The sequence below is a fragment of the Roseibium sp. genome (assembly GCF_025698965.1).
Classification (GTDB): Bacteria; Pseudomonadota; Alphaproteobacteria; order Rhizobiales; family Stappiaceae; genus Roseibium.
This window is the reverse complement of sequence record NZ_JAILWL010000090.1, coordinates 1-16,126: the sequence shown is the minus strand read 5'-3', so window position 1 is coordinate 16,126 and position 16,126 is coordinate 1. Positions and strand designations below refer to the sequence as shown.

The following is a 16,126-nucleotide window of genomic DNA, read 5'->3' as shown; positions in this document are numbered from 1 at the left end:
CACCGCCAGCTTCTGCCAGCGTCATGGTGATTGCAGCGGTCAGCGTCGTCTTGCCGTGGTCAACATGGCCAATCGTGCCAATGTTAACGTGCGGCTTATTGCGCTCAAACTTTTCCTTCGCCATCGGATTACTCCGTTTCTCTAGTTCTTTTTGACGTTAAGAGGTGGGATCAGGCGTATTTCGCCTGAACCTCTTCGGCGACAGCCTGCGGCACCTGCTCGTAGTGATCGAACACCATCGAGTACTGGGCGCGGCCTTGAGACATGGAACGCAGGTTGTTCACGTAACCAAACATGTTGGCCAGCGGTACCATTGCGGTGATGACGGTAACGACGCCCCGGTTCTCCGTACCCGCGATCTGGCCGCGGCGGGAGTTGAGGTCACCAATCACGTCACCCATGTAGTCTTCCGGGGTGACAACTTCGACCTTCATGACCGGCTCGAGCAGTTTCGGGCCAGCTTTCTGGATCGCTTCGCGGAAACCGGCACGACCGGCGATTTCGAAGGCCAGAACAGAAGAGTCAACGTCGTGGTATGCACCATCGGTCAGGGTTGCCTTGATGTCGAGCATCGGGAAACCTGCCAGCGGACCGGAAGACATGACGCTTTCGATACCTTTGGAAACACCCGGGATGTATTCCTTCGGAACGTTACCGCCAACGATCTTGCTCTCGAAGACAAAGCCTTCGTTAGCTTCTGCCGGTTCAATGGTGAGCTTGATGCGAGCAAACTGACCGGAACCACCGGACTGCTTCTTGTGGGTGTAGTCCACATCGGCAACCTTGGTGATGGTTTCACGGTAAGCAACCTGCGGAGCACCGATATTCGCCTCAACCTTGAATTCGCGCTTCATGCGGTCGACGATGATGTCCAGGTGCAGCTCGCCCATGCCGGCGATGATTGTCTGACCGGATTCTTCGTCAGTCTTGACGCGGAAGGACGGATCTTCAGCAGCCAGGCGGTTCAGGGCAAGGCCCATCTTTTCCTGGTCGCCTTTGGTCTTCGGCTCAACAGCGATCTCGATAACCGGCTCAGGGAATTCCATACGCTCCAGAATCACCGGCTTCAGCGGATCACACAAAGTGTCGCCTGTAGTGGTGTCCTTCAGACCCGCGATAGCAACGATGTCACCAGCGTATGCGACGTCGATATCTTCACGGGAGTTGGAGTGCATCTGCATCATACGGCCGACACGCTCACGCTTGTCTTTGACGGTGTTGAGAAGGGAAACGCCCTTGTTCAGAACACCGGAGTAGATGCGGCAGAACGTCAGAGAGCCAACGAACGGATCGTTTGCAATCTTGAATGCCAGCAGACCGAGCGGTTCCTCATCGGAAGACTTGCGCTCTGCTTCAGCTTCGGTTTTCGGATCGATGCCCTTAATGGCAGGAACCTCAACCGGGCTCGGCAGGAAGTCCACGACGGCATCAAGAAGCGGCTGCACGCCCTTGTTCTTGAAAGCGGAACCACAGAAAATCGGAACGAAGTCACCAGCGATGGTGCCCTTGCGAATAAGTTCCTTGATCTTCTCCGTGGAAGGCTCTTCGCCTTCCAGGTAAGCTTCCATGGCTTCTTCGTCGACTTCAACGGCGGTCTCGATCAGAGCGTCGCGCATTTCCTGCGCACGATCAGCAAGTTCTGCCGGAATCTCCAGCTCATCCCACGCAGCGCCGAGATTTTCGGACTGCCAGATCAAAGCCTTCATCTTCAGAAGATCGACAACACCTGCGAATTCGTTCTCTGCCCCGATGTTAAGCTGCATGACCAGCGGAGTTGCGCCGAGGCGTTCCTTGATCATGGTGACGCAGCGATCAAAATCGGCGCCGAGCTTGTCCATCTTGTTGACGAAAATCATCCGCGGAACGTTGTACTTGTCGGCCTGACGCCAGACAGTTTCGGTCTGCGGCTCAACACCGGCATTGGCGTCCAGAAGAGCAACAGCGCCGTCAAGTACACGCAGGGAGCGCTCAACTTCAATGGTGAAGTCAACGTGACCCGGGGTGTCGATGATGTTCAGGCGCTTGTCGTTCCAGAACGCGGTGGTTGCAGCAGAAGTAATCGTGATACCACGCTCCTGCTCCTGCTCCATCCAGTCCATGGTGGCTGCGCCATCATGAACTTCGCCGATCTTGTGGCTCTTACCTGTGTAATAGAGGATCCGCTCGGTCGTAGTCGTCTTGCCGGCATCAATGTGAGCCATGATGCCGAAGTTACGGTAGTCCTCGATTTTATGCGTGCGCGACATAGCGTCAGCCCTTCGAAGTAACTTTTACCAGCGATAGTGCGAGAACGCGCGGTTGGCGTCTGCCATCCGGTGCGTATCTTCACGCTTCTTAACCGCGGTACCACGGTTGTTAGCTGCGTCGAGCAGCTCGCCGGACAGACGGTCAACCATTGTGGTTTCGTTGCGATTGCGCGCAGCAGAGATCAACCAGCGAATTGCAAGCGCCTGACGACGATCAGTGCGAACTTCAACCGGGACCTGGTAGGTCGCGCCACCAACACGGCGGGAACGAACTTCTACTTGCGGCATAACGTTCTCAAGAGCCGCATGGAACACCTCGATCGGGTTCTCACGGGTCTTGTTTTCAACAACGTCGAATGCACCGTAAACGATGCGCTCGGCGGTGGACTTCTTGCCGTCATACATGATGGAATTCATGAATTTGGTGACGACCATATCCCCGAACTTTGGATCCGGGTTGATTTCGCGTTTTTCAGCGCGGTGACGACGGGACATCTAATGTGCTCCTTACTTCGGCCGCTTGGCGCCGTATTTCGAACGACGCTGCTTACGATCCTTAACGCCCTGGGTATCCAACACACCACGAATGATGTGATAGCGGACACCCGGCAAATCCTTGACGCGGCCGCCGCGGATCATCACCACCGAGTGCTCCTGAAGGTTGTGACCTTCACCCGGGATGTAGCCAATGACTTCGAAGCCGTTGGTCAGGCGGATCTTTGCCACCTTACGCAGAGCCGAGTTCGGCTTCTTCGGCGTCGTCGTGTAAACGCGGGTGCAAACACCACGCTTCTGGGGGCAGGCCTCCATGGCCGGCACCTTGTTCCGCTTCGGCGGATCTTTCCGCGGCTTGCGGATCAACTGGTTGATGGTCGGCATTTTTTGCCCTTTACCTTGTCCATCCAAAAATTCGTATGCAACTGCAGTCCCCGCTGATCAAGCAAGCCCTTAAGCATGCAAAATCGCGCCCGCGCGCTCTTACAAGAGCGGCAGGCGCTGCGAAAAACCAGAGGACCACGAGTTGCCTCGCGGTCATGCAATCGACGCGTATTCGCCTATGTAACCCGGCAGCGTTTAAGAGGATTGGGTCCTGCGCCTTGGTACAGCGCTGGACGGGTTCACTCTTACCGCCTGCCCTTGGGATGCGCGGAAACTACTCATATGCACCCTTTGCGTCAAGTGCTTTGTCGAAAAAAGCGTGTTTATGCGGGTTACCATTCCGCAATCTGAATTTTCTGTCTATTTTCAGAGACATACAAACAGATCAGGAAACCGTATCGATTGCTTTTGAAATTTTATTGCGCGCATTGCTGCCAGAGCATATCTGCAAACCGAATCCGGGACTGTCTCCGTACCCGGTTCCCTCCGGTTGCCAGGTGAGAATTTGCCTTGATTGCCAAAACTGAACGGCAAACGAGTCGCTTTGCTTCATCGCAACGGCCGATGATTCTCTTCGACGCGGATCTGCGACTTTATTGCCATCGTGCATCCACCCCCTACCCGGTCGGGACAATTGCGTTCAGACAACTTATGGACCTTGGCTTCAGCGGCCATCCGGCTGGCTTCAGGTGTTCGGACAGGCATTTCGTCCGCAACTTCCAGAAAAGCTATCTCGTTATTGCCGAGCAGACCACTAGACCGTGAACCTTGAAAACGCGAAATTCAAGAATTCCGGCCGACCCATCTTGCAGGCAGGCAATGCCGGCCCGTGTGCGAAGAATTGATATTGCCACTCGCGAGATCGCACGCCTGCTTCACAGTTCGGGAGAGTCCCGAAGTCTCAGGAATCTGTGTCTCACCTTTATTGATTAAACGTCACTATTGCGACGTTTCCCGCAAGAGCGTCCTGGTAAGCTCCTTCATAAAGCGGGTCATCGGGCTCACCGTCCATAACACCGATCTGGTCAAGTTCCGCTTCTGCAAACCCTTGAGCCGATAAGGCTTCAAGTGTCTTGCGGACCGCATCATCTTCGTCCGGCGCCTTCAGCAAGGCATGAATGGTAATTGCATCATCCGGGGACGCCTGTTCGTTTTCCCAGACCCGGCCGATCACGATATAGACCACCGGCTCCATTTCCATATCATTGTCGTTCATCGTTCAACTCACCTGTTGCGATTGTGGTGGTTCGACATTCCACTGTCTCGATACAAGAAAGGCCGCCCGAGGGCGGCCTTTCGACTGGTTCTCTTTGAGCCGTTTATTCGGCTGCTCCTGTCATGTCCTCCAGAAGGCCTTCTGCCGCGCTGTCCGAAGACTGTTGGCGTTGCGCTTCCTGGATCAGGTCGTCGCGATGCGTCGCAATCTTGCGAATGCGTTTCATCACGCCACCGGTACCCGCCGGAATCAAGCGGCCCACGATTACGTTTTCCTTCAGGCCAACCAGTGGGTCGGTCTTGCCGTTGACTGCCGCATCGGTAAGAACGCGGGTCGTTTCCTGGAAGGAAGCGGCGGAGAAGAAGGACCGTGTCTGCAGTGATGCTTTGGTGATACCGAGCAGAACCGGAACACCCTTGGCAGGGTCGCGTGCAGCGTCGATCGCTTTTTCATTGGCTTCTTCGAAGTCAATCTTGTCGATCTGTTCACCTGAGAAGAACTCGGTGTCGCCCGGATCCGTGATCTCAACCTTCTGCAGCATCTGGCGAACAATCACCTCGATGTGCTTATCGTTGATCGTCACACCCTGCAGACGATAGACTTCCTGGATTTCGTTGACGAGGTAGGCAGCCAGTGCCTCGACGCCTTTAACCGCCAGAATGTCGTGGGGTGCCGGGTTGCCATCGAGAATATACTCGCCCTTTTCAATGGCATCGCCTTCCTGGAGATGGAAGTGTTTGCCTTTGGGGATGAGATATTCAACAGGCTCAGCACCGTCCTCAGCCGGGTCGATGATGATGCGACGCTTGTTCTTGTAGTCGCGGCCGAACCGGATCGTACCATCGATTTCAGCGATGATCGCGTGATCCTTCGGACGACGAGCTTCAAACAGTTCCGCAACACGCGGAAGACCACCGGTAATGTCCTTGGTCTTGGCACTTTCCAGCGGAATACGTGCCAGAACGTCACCAGCCTTGACTGTTGAGCCTGGCTGAACGGACAGGACCGCGTCCACGGAGAGTATCAGACGAGCGTCGGATCCGCGGGCGTTTTTCGAAATCGCACCCTTGTCGTCCTTGATGACGATAGCGGGCTTGAGATCTGCACCACGCTGCGACGAGCGCCAGTCGATGACGATACGCTTGGTGATACCGGTCGCCTCATCGGCAGTTTCCTGAACCGACGCACCGTCGACCAGGTCTTCGAAGTCGACAACACCATCGACTTCCGCAAGCATCGGACGCGTATAGGGATCCCATTCTGCAATCCGCTGACCGCGCTTGACCTTGTCACCATCATCGACATGCAGCTTGGATCCATAGGCGATCCGGTGCACAGCACGCTCATTGTCGTCGCTGTCGATGACAACGATGGACATGTTGCGAACCATGGCAATCAGGTTGCCATCAGAGTCCCGCTGAACCGAACGGTTCCGGATCTTGATAGTACCGTCAACATTCGACTCGATGAACGAGCTGTCGACAACCTGCGCCGTACCGCCAATGTGGAAGGTACGCATGGTCAGCTGGGTTCCAGGCTCACCAATGGACTGAGCCGCGATAACACCAACGGCTTCACCCATGTTCACCGGCGTACCGCGAGCAAGGTCGCGGCCGTAACAGGTCGCACAGACGCCCGTTTCAGTTTCACAGGTCAGAACCGAACGGATCTTGATCTGCTGAACCTTGGCCGCCTCGATTGCATCAACGTCCTTCTCGTCGATCAGCTGACCCTTCGGGACAAGCACTTCGCCGGTCTGGTTGTTGATGACGTCTTCAGCCGTCGTACGACCCAGGACACGCATGCCCAGAGAAGCAATGACGTTACCGGCATCGACGATCGGCGCAACGGTGATGCCGCGTTCGGAACCACAATCCGGTTCAAGGATGATGGAATCCTGCGCAACGTCAACGAGGCGACGGGTCAGGTAACCGGAGTTCGCAGTCTTCAAGGCGGTGTCGGCCAGACCTTTACGGGCGCCGTGGGTGGAGTTGAAGTACTCCAGAACCGACAGGCCTTCCTTGAAGTTGGAGATGATCGGGTTCTCGATGATGGAGCCATCCGGCTTGGCCATCAGGCCACGCATACCGGCAAGCTGTTTCATCTGCTGAGGTGAACCACGGGCACCGGAGTGAGACATCATGTAGACCGAGTTCATCGGCTTCTGACGACCGGATTCCTCATCGATCTGAACGGCCTTAATACGGGCCATCATCTCGTCAGCAATTTTGTCGGTACATTTCGCCCAGGCGTCGACAACCTTGTTGTACTTCTCGCCCTGCGTGATCAGGCCGTCATTGTATTGCTGCTCGTATTCGGTCGCGAGAGACGCGGTTTCGGCCACAAGCTTCTGCTTGGTGTCCGGGATAACCATGTCGTCCATACCGAACGAGATGCCTGCATTACAGGCGTTCTTGAAGCCAAGCTGCATGATCCGGTCACAGAAGATAACCGTCTCCTTCTGACCGCAGGCACGGTAAACCGTGTCGATCATCTTGGAGATTTCCTTCTTGGTCATCAACTTGTTGCAGACCTCGAACGGCACTTCATGGTTCTTCGGCAGAAGTTCCGCAATCAGCATCCGGCCCGGAGTGGTCTCGATGATTTCGGACGTCGGATTGCCATCCGCATCAACGGACTTGAACCGGCCCTTGATCTTGGTGTGCAGCGTGATGACCTTGTTGGCCAGCGCATGGTGGATTTCACCGATGTCGCCGAAAGCCATGCCTTCACCCGGCTCACCTTCCGCCATGATGGACAGGTAGTAGAGACCAAGAACGATATCCTGCGACGGCACGATAATCGGGCCACCGTTTGCAGGATGCAGAATGTTGTTGGTGGACATCATCAGCGTACGGGCTTCAAGCTGGGCTTCCAGCGAAAGCGGTACGTGAACAGCCATCTGGTCACCGTCGAAGTCGGCGTTGAACGCGGAACAGACGAGCGGGTGCAGCTGGATTGCCTTGCCTTCGATCAAAGTCGGTTCGAACGCCTGGATACCAAGACGGTGAAGCGTCGGCGCACGGTTCAGAAGAACCGGGTGCTCGCGGATCACCTCGTCAAGGATATCCCAGACTTCCGGACGTTCCTTTTCCACCAGCTTCTTCGCCTGCTTGACGGTCGAGGAGAAGCCTTTTGCATCAAGGCGCGAATAGATGAACGGCTTGAACAGCTCAAGCGCCATTTTCTTCGGCAGACCGCACTGGTGCAGCTTCAGTTCCGGTCCAACGGTGATCACCGAACGGCCGGAATAATCAACGCGCTTACCGAGCAGGTTCTGACGGAAACGGCCCTGCTTGCCTTTCAGCATATCGGACAGCGACTTCAGCGGACGCTTGTTGGCACCGGTGATGACGCGGCCACGACGACCGTTGTCGAACAACGCATCCACGGACTCCTGAAGCATGCGCTTCTCGTTCCGGATAATGATGTCCGGAGCACGCAGTTCCATCAGACGACGCAGACGGTTGTTACGGTTGATCACGCGGCGATAAAGATCGTTCAGATCCGACGTCGCGAAGCGGCCGCCATCCAGCGGAACCAGCGGACGAAGATCCGGCGGAATAACCGGAACAACGGTCATGATCATCCACTCCGGGCGGTTACCCGATTCCATGAATGCTTCAATGACCTTCAACCGCTTGGCCAGCTTCTTCGGCTTCAGCTCAGTGGTCGCTTCCGCGATTTCCTGGCGCAGTCGCTCGCTTTCACGCTCAAGATCCATGCTCATCAGGATCTCGCGGATCGCCTCGGCACCGATCATTGCGGTGAAGGCGTCTTCGCCATACTCGTCCTGGGCAGCGATATAGTCTTCTTCGGACAGAAGCTGATGCTGCTTGAGCGGGGTCAGACCCGGCTCAAGAACCACGTAGTTCTCGAAGTAAAGAACGCGCTCAAGATCCTTCAGGGTCATGTCGAGCAGCAGACCGATGCGGCTCGGCAGAGACTTCAGGAACCAGATATGCGCAACCGGCGCTGCCAGTTCGATATGGCCCATACGTTCACGGCGCACGCGGGAAAGGGTGACTTCAACACCGCATTTCTCACAGATAACGCCTTTGTATTTCATGCGCTTATATTTACCGCAAAGACATTCGTAGTCCTTGATAGGTCCGAAGATACGCGCACAGAACAGACCGTCCCGCTCAGGTTTGAACGTACGGTAGTTGATGGTCTCCGGCTTTTTGATTTCGCCGAAAGACCAAGACAAGATCTTTTCCGGGCTTGCGAGTGAAATCCGGATATTGTCGAAGGTCTGTGTGGGAGCCTGCTGGTTAAACAGGTTCATGACCTCATGATTCATGGTCCGTCTCCTTCGATGCGCGGTTGGGGGCGGATGTCATCTCCACTCCCCCAGACCGGCATGCCAAGTCATTTGGGGTCCGTTGCCGGGGTTATTCAGCGGCGTCCGCTGTTTCTTCCTCGGCAATCGCTGGGGTATCGGTACGTTGAAGCTCAACGTTGAGACCCAGGGACCGCATTTCCTTCACAAGCACGTTGAAGCTTTCCGGAATGCCCGCCTCGAACGTGTCGTCCCCGCGCACGATGGCCTCATAGACCTTCGTACGGCCGGCCACGTCGTCCGACTTAACAGTGAGCATTTCCTGCAGCGTGTAGGCTGCACCGTAAGCTTCAAGCGCCCAGACCTCCATTTCCCCGAAGCGCTGGCCACCGAACTGCGCCTTACCACCCAGCGGCTGCTGAGTAACAAGCGAGTATGGGCCGATCGAACGGGCATGGATCTTGTCGTCGACAAGGTGGTGCAGCTTCAACATGTAGATATAGCCAACGGTAACCTTGCGATCGAACTCTTCACCGGTACGGCCGTCGAAGAGTACCGACTGACCGCTCGGGTCATAGCCAGCGATGTTGAGAGCATCGACGACATCCGGTTCACGGGCACCATCGAAGACCGGCGTTGCAATCGAAACGCCCTTCTTCAGCTGATCCGCCAGGCGCACGATGCCATCGTCATCGTAGTCCTTGACGCTGTCGCCCTTCTTGTTGTCGCCGTAGATCTCGACGATCTTGCCACGCAGCTCATCGATCTGACCGGATTTCTTGTACTCTTCGTACATTTCACCGATCCGATGCCCCATACCGCGACAGGCCCAACCCAGGTGGGTTTCAAGGATCTGACCGACGTTCATACGCGACGGCACACCGAGCGGGTTCAGCACGATATCGACATGGGTTCCGTCTTCCAGGAACGGCATGTCTTCGCAAGGGTTGATCTTGGAAACCACACCCTTGTTCCCGTGACGGCCGGCCATCTTGTCGCCCGGTTGCAGCTTGCGCTTCACGGCAACGAACACCTTGACCATCTTCATGACGCCCGGTGGCAGTTCATCACCGCGCTGCAGTTTCTCGACCTTGTCGATGAAACGCTGCTCGAGACGCTTGCGGCTGTCGTCATATTGACCGCGCAGAGCTTCGATCTCGGACATGAACTTCTCGTCATCGGTAGCAAACTGCCACCACTGAGAGCGCGGGAAGTCATTGAGGACATCCCCGGTCAGTTGTGCGTCCTTCCTGAAACCCTTCGGACCGGCAACGGCAACCTTGTCCATCAGCATCTCGGCCAGGCGGCCATAGACGTTGCGGTCAAGAATAGCCTGTTCGTCGTCACGGTCTTTCGCGAGGCGTTCGATTTCCTCGCGCTCGATTGCCATCGCACGCTCGTCTTTTTCAACGCCGTGGCGGTTGAATACACGAACTTCGACAACAGTACCGGACACACCCGGTGGCAGACGAAGAGAAGTATCGCGGACGTCGGATGCCTTTTCACCGAAGATGGCGCGCAGGAGTTTTTCTTCCGGCGTCATCGGGCTTTCGCCCTTCGGTGTGATCTTGCCGACGAGGATGTCACCCGGATTGAGTTCAGCACCGATGTAGACGATACCGGCCTCATCGAGATTCTTCAGCGCTTCTTCGGAAACGTTCGGAATATCGCGCGTGATTTCTTCCGGCCCAAGCTTGGTATCACGCGCCATCACTTCGAATTCCTCGAGATGAATGGAGGTGAAGACATCGTCGGAAACGATGCGCTCGGAAAGCAGGATGGAATCCTCGAAGTTATAGCCGTTCCACGGCATGAACGCGACGAGCACGTTCCGGCCGAGAGCCAGATCGCCGAGATCCGTGGACGGACCATCTGCGATGATATCGCCCTTGTGAATCCGGTCACCTACGCGAACCAGCGGACGCTGGTTGATGCAGGTATTCTGGTTGGAACGCTGGAACTTCTGCAGACGATAGATGTCAACGCCGGACTTGCCCGGGTCGAGATCTTCCGTTGCACGGATAACGATACGGGTCGCATCCACCTGGTCAACGACCCCGGCACGACGGGCACCAATGGCAGCACCGGAGTCGCGAGCCACGATCGGCTCCATACCGGTTCCGACAAACGGAGCTTCGGCGCGCACGAGCGGCACGGCCTGACGCTGCATGTTCGAGCCCATGAGCGCGCGGTTGGCGTCATCGTTCTCAAGGAACGGAATGAGCGCGGCAGCCACGGACACAAGCTGCTTCGGCGAAACGTCCATGAGGTCGACCTTGTCGGACGGAACCATCATGTTTTCACCGGCATGTCGACAGGTGATCAGCTCAGTGGTGAAACGGCCATCGGCATCATATTCCGCGTTGGACTGAGCCACATAGTGCTTGGCTTCTTCCATGGCGGACAGATAAACGACGTCGTTGGTAACGGCACCGTCCTTGACCTTCCGATACGGGCTTTCGATAAAGCCGTACTTGTTCACGCGGGCAAAGGTTGCCAGCGAGTTGATCAGTCCGATGTTCGGACCTTCCGGTGTCTCAATCGGACAGATACGGCCGTAGTGGGTCGGGTGAACGTCGCGGACTTCGAAGCCGGCACGTTCACGGGTCAAACCACCCGGGCCAAGCGCCGACAGGCGACGTTTGTGCGTGACTTCGGACAGCGGGTTGGTCTGATCCATGAACTGCGACAGCTGTGAAGAGCCGAAGAATTCACGAACAGCAGCAGCCGCCGGTTTCGCGTTGATCAGATCCTGCGGCATGACCGTATCGATCTCAACAGAGCTCATGCGCTCCTTGATCGCGCGTTCCATGCGCAAGAGGCCGACGCGGTACTGGTTTTCCATCAGTTCGCCAACGGAACGGACGCGGCGGTTGCCAAGGTTATCGATGTCATCGATTTCTCCCTTGCCGTCACGAAGCTCCAGAAGAACGCGGATGACTTCCAGGATGTCTTCCTTGCGCAGGGTACGAACGGTGTCTTCGCACTCCAGATCAAGACGCATGTTCATTTTCACGCGGCCAACCGCGGAAAGATCGTAGCGCTCTTCATCGAAGAACAGCGACTGGAACATGGCTTCTGCTGTGTCAATGGTGGGCGGCTCGCCCGGACGCATCACGCGGTAGATGTCGAACAGAGCATCCTCGCGAGACTCGTTCTTGTCCACTGCCAACGTGTTGCGGATGTAGGGACCGGTATTGACATGATCAATGTCGAGAATCGGCAGGTCGTGATAACCACGCTCAACCAGCTCTTCCAGAAGCTTGCCGGTAATTTCACCGCCTGCTTCCACGTAGATTTCACCGGTCTGCATATCGACAATATCTTCGGCAAGATACTGACCATGCAGGTCTTCGTCGGTGACCTTCAGCGCGGTGACGCCCTTTTCGCTGAGCTGCTTGATGGTGCGTGCGGTGATCTTGCGGCCACCCTCGACAACCACTTCGCCGCTGTCTGCGTCGATCAGGTCGTAAGAGGCTTTCGAACCTTTCAGACGGGCACCGTCAAACGGCATGCGCCACGAACCGTCTTTCTGGCGGGTGTAGTCGATCCGCTTGTAGAACGTGTTGAGGATCTCTTCGCCGTCCAGGCCGAGTGCCATCAGCAATGACGTGACCGGGATCTTGCGACGACGGTCGATGCGTGCGTGCACGATATCCTTGGCATCGAATTCGATATCGAGCCAGGAACCGCGGTAAGGGATCACACGGGCAGCGAACAGAAGTTTGCCGGAAGAATGGGTCTTGCCTTTGTCGTGATCGAAGAACACGCCCGGAGAGCGGTGCATCTGGGAAACGATCACGCGCTCGGTGCCGTTGACGATGAACGTGCCGTTATCGGTCATGAACGGCATGTCGCCCATGTAGACATCTTGTTCCTTGATGTCTTTAACGGATTTGGCACCGGTGTCTTCATCAACGTCGAATACGATGAGACGCAGGGTAACCTTCAGCGGCGCTGCGAAGGTCATGTCGCGCTGGCGGCACTCGTCGACGTCGTATTTGGGAGCTTCAAATTCGTAGGAAACAAATTCCAGAAGGGAAGTGCCCGCAAAATCGGAAATTGGAAATACGGACTGGAAGACCGCTTCAAGGCCTTCACTTTTGCGGCCGCCGCCCGGCATCTCATCGACCTGCAGGAATTGGTCGTATGATGCTTTTTGAACCTCGATGAGATTGGGCATAGCCGCGACATCGCGGATCGATCCGAAGTATTTACGGACCTTTTTGCGACCGTTGAACGTTTGGGTCATTGTCGCTCCTAGTATCGGCCGGGTAACGGCTTCCCGAAACGCCCCTTGTCCAATCGGGCCACCTGCCCGGGCGCTTCGGAAAACCGTCCCCCTAGTGGGACGTACGCCCCGGAACCGGGTCAGACCCGCCGGGGCAAGAAACGGTCCCGGCAGTCCGGGACCGTTCGAAAGGCCTAGGCCTTTATTACTTCAGCTCTACAGAAGCACCAGCTTCTTCAAGCTTCTTCTTCAGCTCTTCAGCTTCGTCCTTGCTTACAGCTTCTTTGACGGCTTTCGGAGCGGACTCTACGAGTTCCTTAGCTTCCTTCAGGCCAAGACCGGTGATTGCACGGACTTCCTTGATGACGTTGATTTTCTTGTCGCCGGCAGAGGCCAGAACAACGTCAAATTCGGTTTTCTCTTCAGCAGCAGCAGCATCGCCGCCAGCGCCGGCAACAGCAGCAACTGCAACCGGAGCAGCAGCAGAAACGCCCCACTTTTCTTCCAGAAGCTTGCTCAGTTCAGCAGCTTCCATGACAGTCAACGAGGACAGTTCTTCTACGAGCTTTTCAAGATCAGCCATTTTTTAGTACCTTAAGTTCGAACCAAATTTGGTTTCTTCAGACAGTGTGTTTGGACGCCTTATGCGGCTTCGTCCTTGTCGGCATACGCGCCAAAGACGCGGGCGAGCTGCCCGGCCGGTGCGTTGACAACCTGTGCAATCCGGGATGCAGGGGTCTGGATCATGCCAACCAGTTTCGCACGCAGCTCATCGAGCGACGGCATGGTTGCCAGAGACTTGACGCCTTCCGGATTCAGGTTAGTCGTGCCAAGAGCACCGCCAAGTATTTCCAAATTTTCGTTGGACTTGGCGAAATCGACAGCTGCTTTCGGTGCGGCTACCGGATCGTCTGAGTAGACGAGAACGGTAGGGCCCTGAAACAGGTCGGAGATATGCTCAAGGTCAGTGCCTTTAAGGGCGAGCTTCACAAGGCGGTTTTTTGCGACTTTTACAGAACCACCGGCTTCACGCACAGATGCCCGCAGCGCAGTCATCTGAGAAACCGAGAGGCCTGCATAGTGCGCGACAACAACGACGCCGGTGTCAGCCAGCTCGGCGTTGAGAGATGTCACGAACTCGTGCTTTTCCGCTCTTTCCACTTGCCTTCTCCATTTGGTGGCGTTGCCGCCACCGGTTTACCTTTGCCGCCTGGCAGATGGTCCCGAACCCGGAACCGCCTCATCAGGCGACGCTCAGGGTCCTGTCCCCTCACCTTCACGCTTTGCAACGCGCGGCAAGGTCTGGTTCGAACCTGGCTTTCCGCTGGTTCAGCGGAGAATTCGGTTCTCACCCATCTATGCAGGCTTTCTTGCTTAAGCCGGTTACCCGGCACCTGCAGTCTCGGACAGGGCAATCCGGCGGCGAGCCGCCGGATCTAATCAGCCTTTCGGCTGAAATCTCGTTTCAATCCGGAATTCCGGATTATTCGCCAGCAACGCTGGACAGATCGACTTTCAAACCCGGGCCCATCGTGGAAGAAACGGCGATGCGCTTCAGATAGGAGCCCTTTGCGCCAGTCGGCTTGGCTTTCTGAACGGCGTCAATCAGAGCTTTCACATTCTGAGAGATTGCCTCTTCGGTGAAAGACACTTTGCCGACACCTGCATGCACGATTCCGGCCTTTTCAACGCGGAACTGAACAGCGCCGCCCTTGGCGTCGTTGACAGCAGCCTTGACGTCCGGAGTCACGGTACCGACTTTCGGGTTCGGCATCAGACCGCGTGGGCCGAGAACCTTACCGAGACGGCCGACCAGCGGCATCATGTCCGGTGTCGCAATGCAGCGATCGAAATCGATCTTGCCGCCCTGGACTTCCTGAACCAGCTCTTCTGCACCAACGATGTCGGCGCCAGCTGCCTTTGCTTCCTCAGCCTTGTCGCCGCGAGCAAAGACGGCAACCTTGACGTTCTTGCCAGTGCCGTTAGGCAGGACGCAAACGCCGCGGACCATCTGGTCTGCGTGACGCGGGTCAACACCAAGATTGATCGCAACCTCAACGGTTTCGTCAAACTTCGTCTTGGAACGCTCCTTTACGAGGCTTACAGCTTCGTCCAGAGAGTACAGCTTGTTGCGGTCAAGACCTTCACGCGCTGCTTTGATACGCTTTCCAACCTTCGCCATGATCTTACCCCTTAACCTCAAGGCCCATGGAGCGGGCGGAGCCTTCAACCATCAGCATTGCTGCGTCGATGTCGTTGGCGTTCAGGTCCTTCATCTTGGCTTCTGCGATTTCCTTCACCTGATCTTTGGTAACGGAACCGACAGTGCCGCGACCCGGTGTCTGAGCACCCTTCTGCAGCTTGGCAGCTTTCTTCAGGAAGAAGCTGACCGGAGCCGTCTTCACTTCAAAAGTGAAAGACTTGTCGGAGTAGTAGGTAATCACGGTCGGGCACGGAGCGCCCTTTTCAACATCCTGGGTCTGCGCGTTGAACGCCTTGCAGAATTCCATGATGTTCAGACCACGCTGACCGAGCGCCGGACCAATGGGCGGCGACGGAGTAGCGGAACCTGCCGGCACCTGAAGTTTCAGGAAACCTTCAATCTTTTTCGCCATCTCTCTCTCCAATCAATCGCAACCGAACGGCAATCCGGTTGCCTGGGAGCTGGTGGTCTGGCTCTTTTCGATGTCCGGCGAAGAACATCAGAACCTTCCACCTACTTCATCCCGGCCTTATCCACTGACGTGTAAAAACCAGGCACTCGAACCGCCCCTCAGGACGGCAAACAGTCAGAGCTTGTCAACCTGACCGAATTCCAATTCAACCGGCGTCGCACGACCGAAGATGGACACGGCCACCTTGAGACGGGCACGCTCGTCGTCAACTTCTTCGACGAGACCGGAGAACGACGCAAACGGCCCGTCGGACACGCGCACCTGCTCCCCAACTTCGAAGCTGACGGTCGGCTTCGGCCGGTCCACACCTTCCTGCACCTGATTGATGATTCGAAGGGCTTCTTTTTCCGGAATCGGCATCGGCTTTTGATCCGCGCCCAGGAAACCGGTCACCTTCGGCGTGTCTTTGATCAGGTGAAACGCCTCGTTGGTCATATCCATCTTCACCAGGACATAGCCCGGGAAAAATTTGCGCTCGGCGTCCACCTTGCGGCAACGTCGCACTTCAACAACCTTTTCCATCGGAACGAGAATTTCCTCAAACAGATCGGACAGACCTTTCTGTTCAGCCTTCTCGCGAATGGAATCGGCGACCTT

12 protein-coding genes are annotated in these 16,126 nt (G+C 56.2%); all 12 read right to left on the bottom strand.

Features of this window, described 5'->3' with window-relative positions; genetic code table 11:
* A partial coding sequence (locus K5905_RS09620; protein ID WP_235987997.1) for a GTP-binding protein occupies positions 1–124 on the bottom strand: 124 nt, incomplete at its 3' end.
* Between the two features lie 46 nt (positions 125–170).
* On the bottom strand, positions 171–2,246 hold the full coding sequence (fusA, locus tag K5905_RS09615; protein ID WP_297582955.1) for an elongation factor G: 2,076 nt from the start codon (positions 2,244–2,246) through the stop codon (positions 171–173).
* 24 nt (positions 2,247–2,270) lie between these two features.
* On the bottom strand, positions 2,271–2,741 hold the full coding sequence (rpsG, locus tag K5905_RS09610; protein ID WP_297582953.1) for a 30S ribosomal protein S7: 471 nt from the start codon (positions 2,739–2,741) through the stop codon (positions 2,271–2,273).
* Positions 2,742–2,753: 12 nt separating this feature from the next.
* Positions 2,754–3,125 carry a 30S ribosomal protein S12 gene (rpsL, locus tag K5905_RS09605; RefSeq protein ID WP_006936459.1) on the bottom strand — a complete coding sequence of 124 codons (372 nt, stop codon included), beginning with the start codon at positions 3,123–3,125 and terminating at the stop codon, positions 2,754–2,756.
* 922 nt (positions 3,126–4,047) lie between these two features.
* On the bottom strand, positions 4,048–4,341 hold the full coding sequence (locus K5905_RS09600; RefSeq protein ID WP_297582951.1) for a regulator: 294 nt from the start codon (positions 4,339–4,341) through the stop codon (positions 4,048–4,050).
* A gap of 103 nt (positions 4,342–4,444) precedes the next feature.
* Positions 4,445–8,644: a DNA-directed RNA polymerase subunit beta' gene (rpoC, locus tag K5905_RS09595; protein WP_297582949.1), complete on the bottom strand. Its 4,200-nt coding sequence runs from the start codon at positions 8,642–8,644 to the stop codon at positions 4,445–4,447.
* A gap of 91 nt (positions 8,645–8,735) precedes the next feature.
* On the bottom strand, positions 8,736–12,875 hold the full coding sequence (rpoB, locus tag K5905_RS09590) for a DNA-directed RNA polymerase subunit beta (protein ID WP_297582947.1): 4,140 nt from the start codon (positions 12,873–12,875) through the stop codon (positions 8,736–8,738).
* A 184-nt stretch (positions 12,876–13,059) separates the two neighbouring features.
* Complete coding sequence (gene rplL / locus K5905_RS09585; RefSeq protein ID WP_297582945.1) at positions 13,060–13,437, bottom strand: 50S ribosomal protein L7/L12; 378 nt, start codon at positions 13,435–13,437, stop codon at positions 13,060–13,062.
* Between the two features lie 59 nt (positions 13,438–13,496).
* Positions 13,497–14,015, bottom strand: coding sequence for a 50S ribosomal protein L10 (gene rplJ, locus K5905_RS09580; RefSeq protein WP_297582943.1), 519 nt, complete (start codon positions 14,013–14,015; stop codon positions 13,497–13,499).
* A 322-nt stretch (positions 14,016–14,337) separates the two neighbouring features.
* Complete coding sequence (gene rplA, locus K5905_RS09575; protein ID WP_297582940.1) at positions 14,338–15,036, bottom strand: 50S ribosomal protein L1; 699 nt, start codon at positions 15,034–15,036, stop codon at positions 14,338–14,340.
* A 4-nt stretch (positions 15,037–15,040) separates the two neighbouring features.
* Positions 15,041–15,469 (bottom strand): 50S ribosomal protein L11, encoded by a 429-nt coding sequence (rplK, locus tag K5905_RS09570; protein WP_297582938.1) that lies wholly within the window; start codon positions 15,467–15,469, stop codon positions 15,041–15,043.
* Positions 15,470–15,643: 174 nt separating this feature from the next.
* Positions 15,644–16,126: transcription termination/antitermination protein NusG (nusG, locus tag K5905_RS09565; protein WP_297582935.1), on the bottom strand; the 483-nt coding region annotated here is incomplete at its 5' end.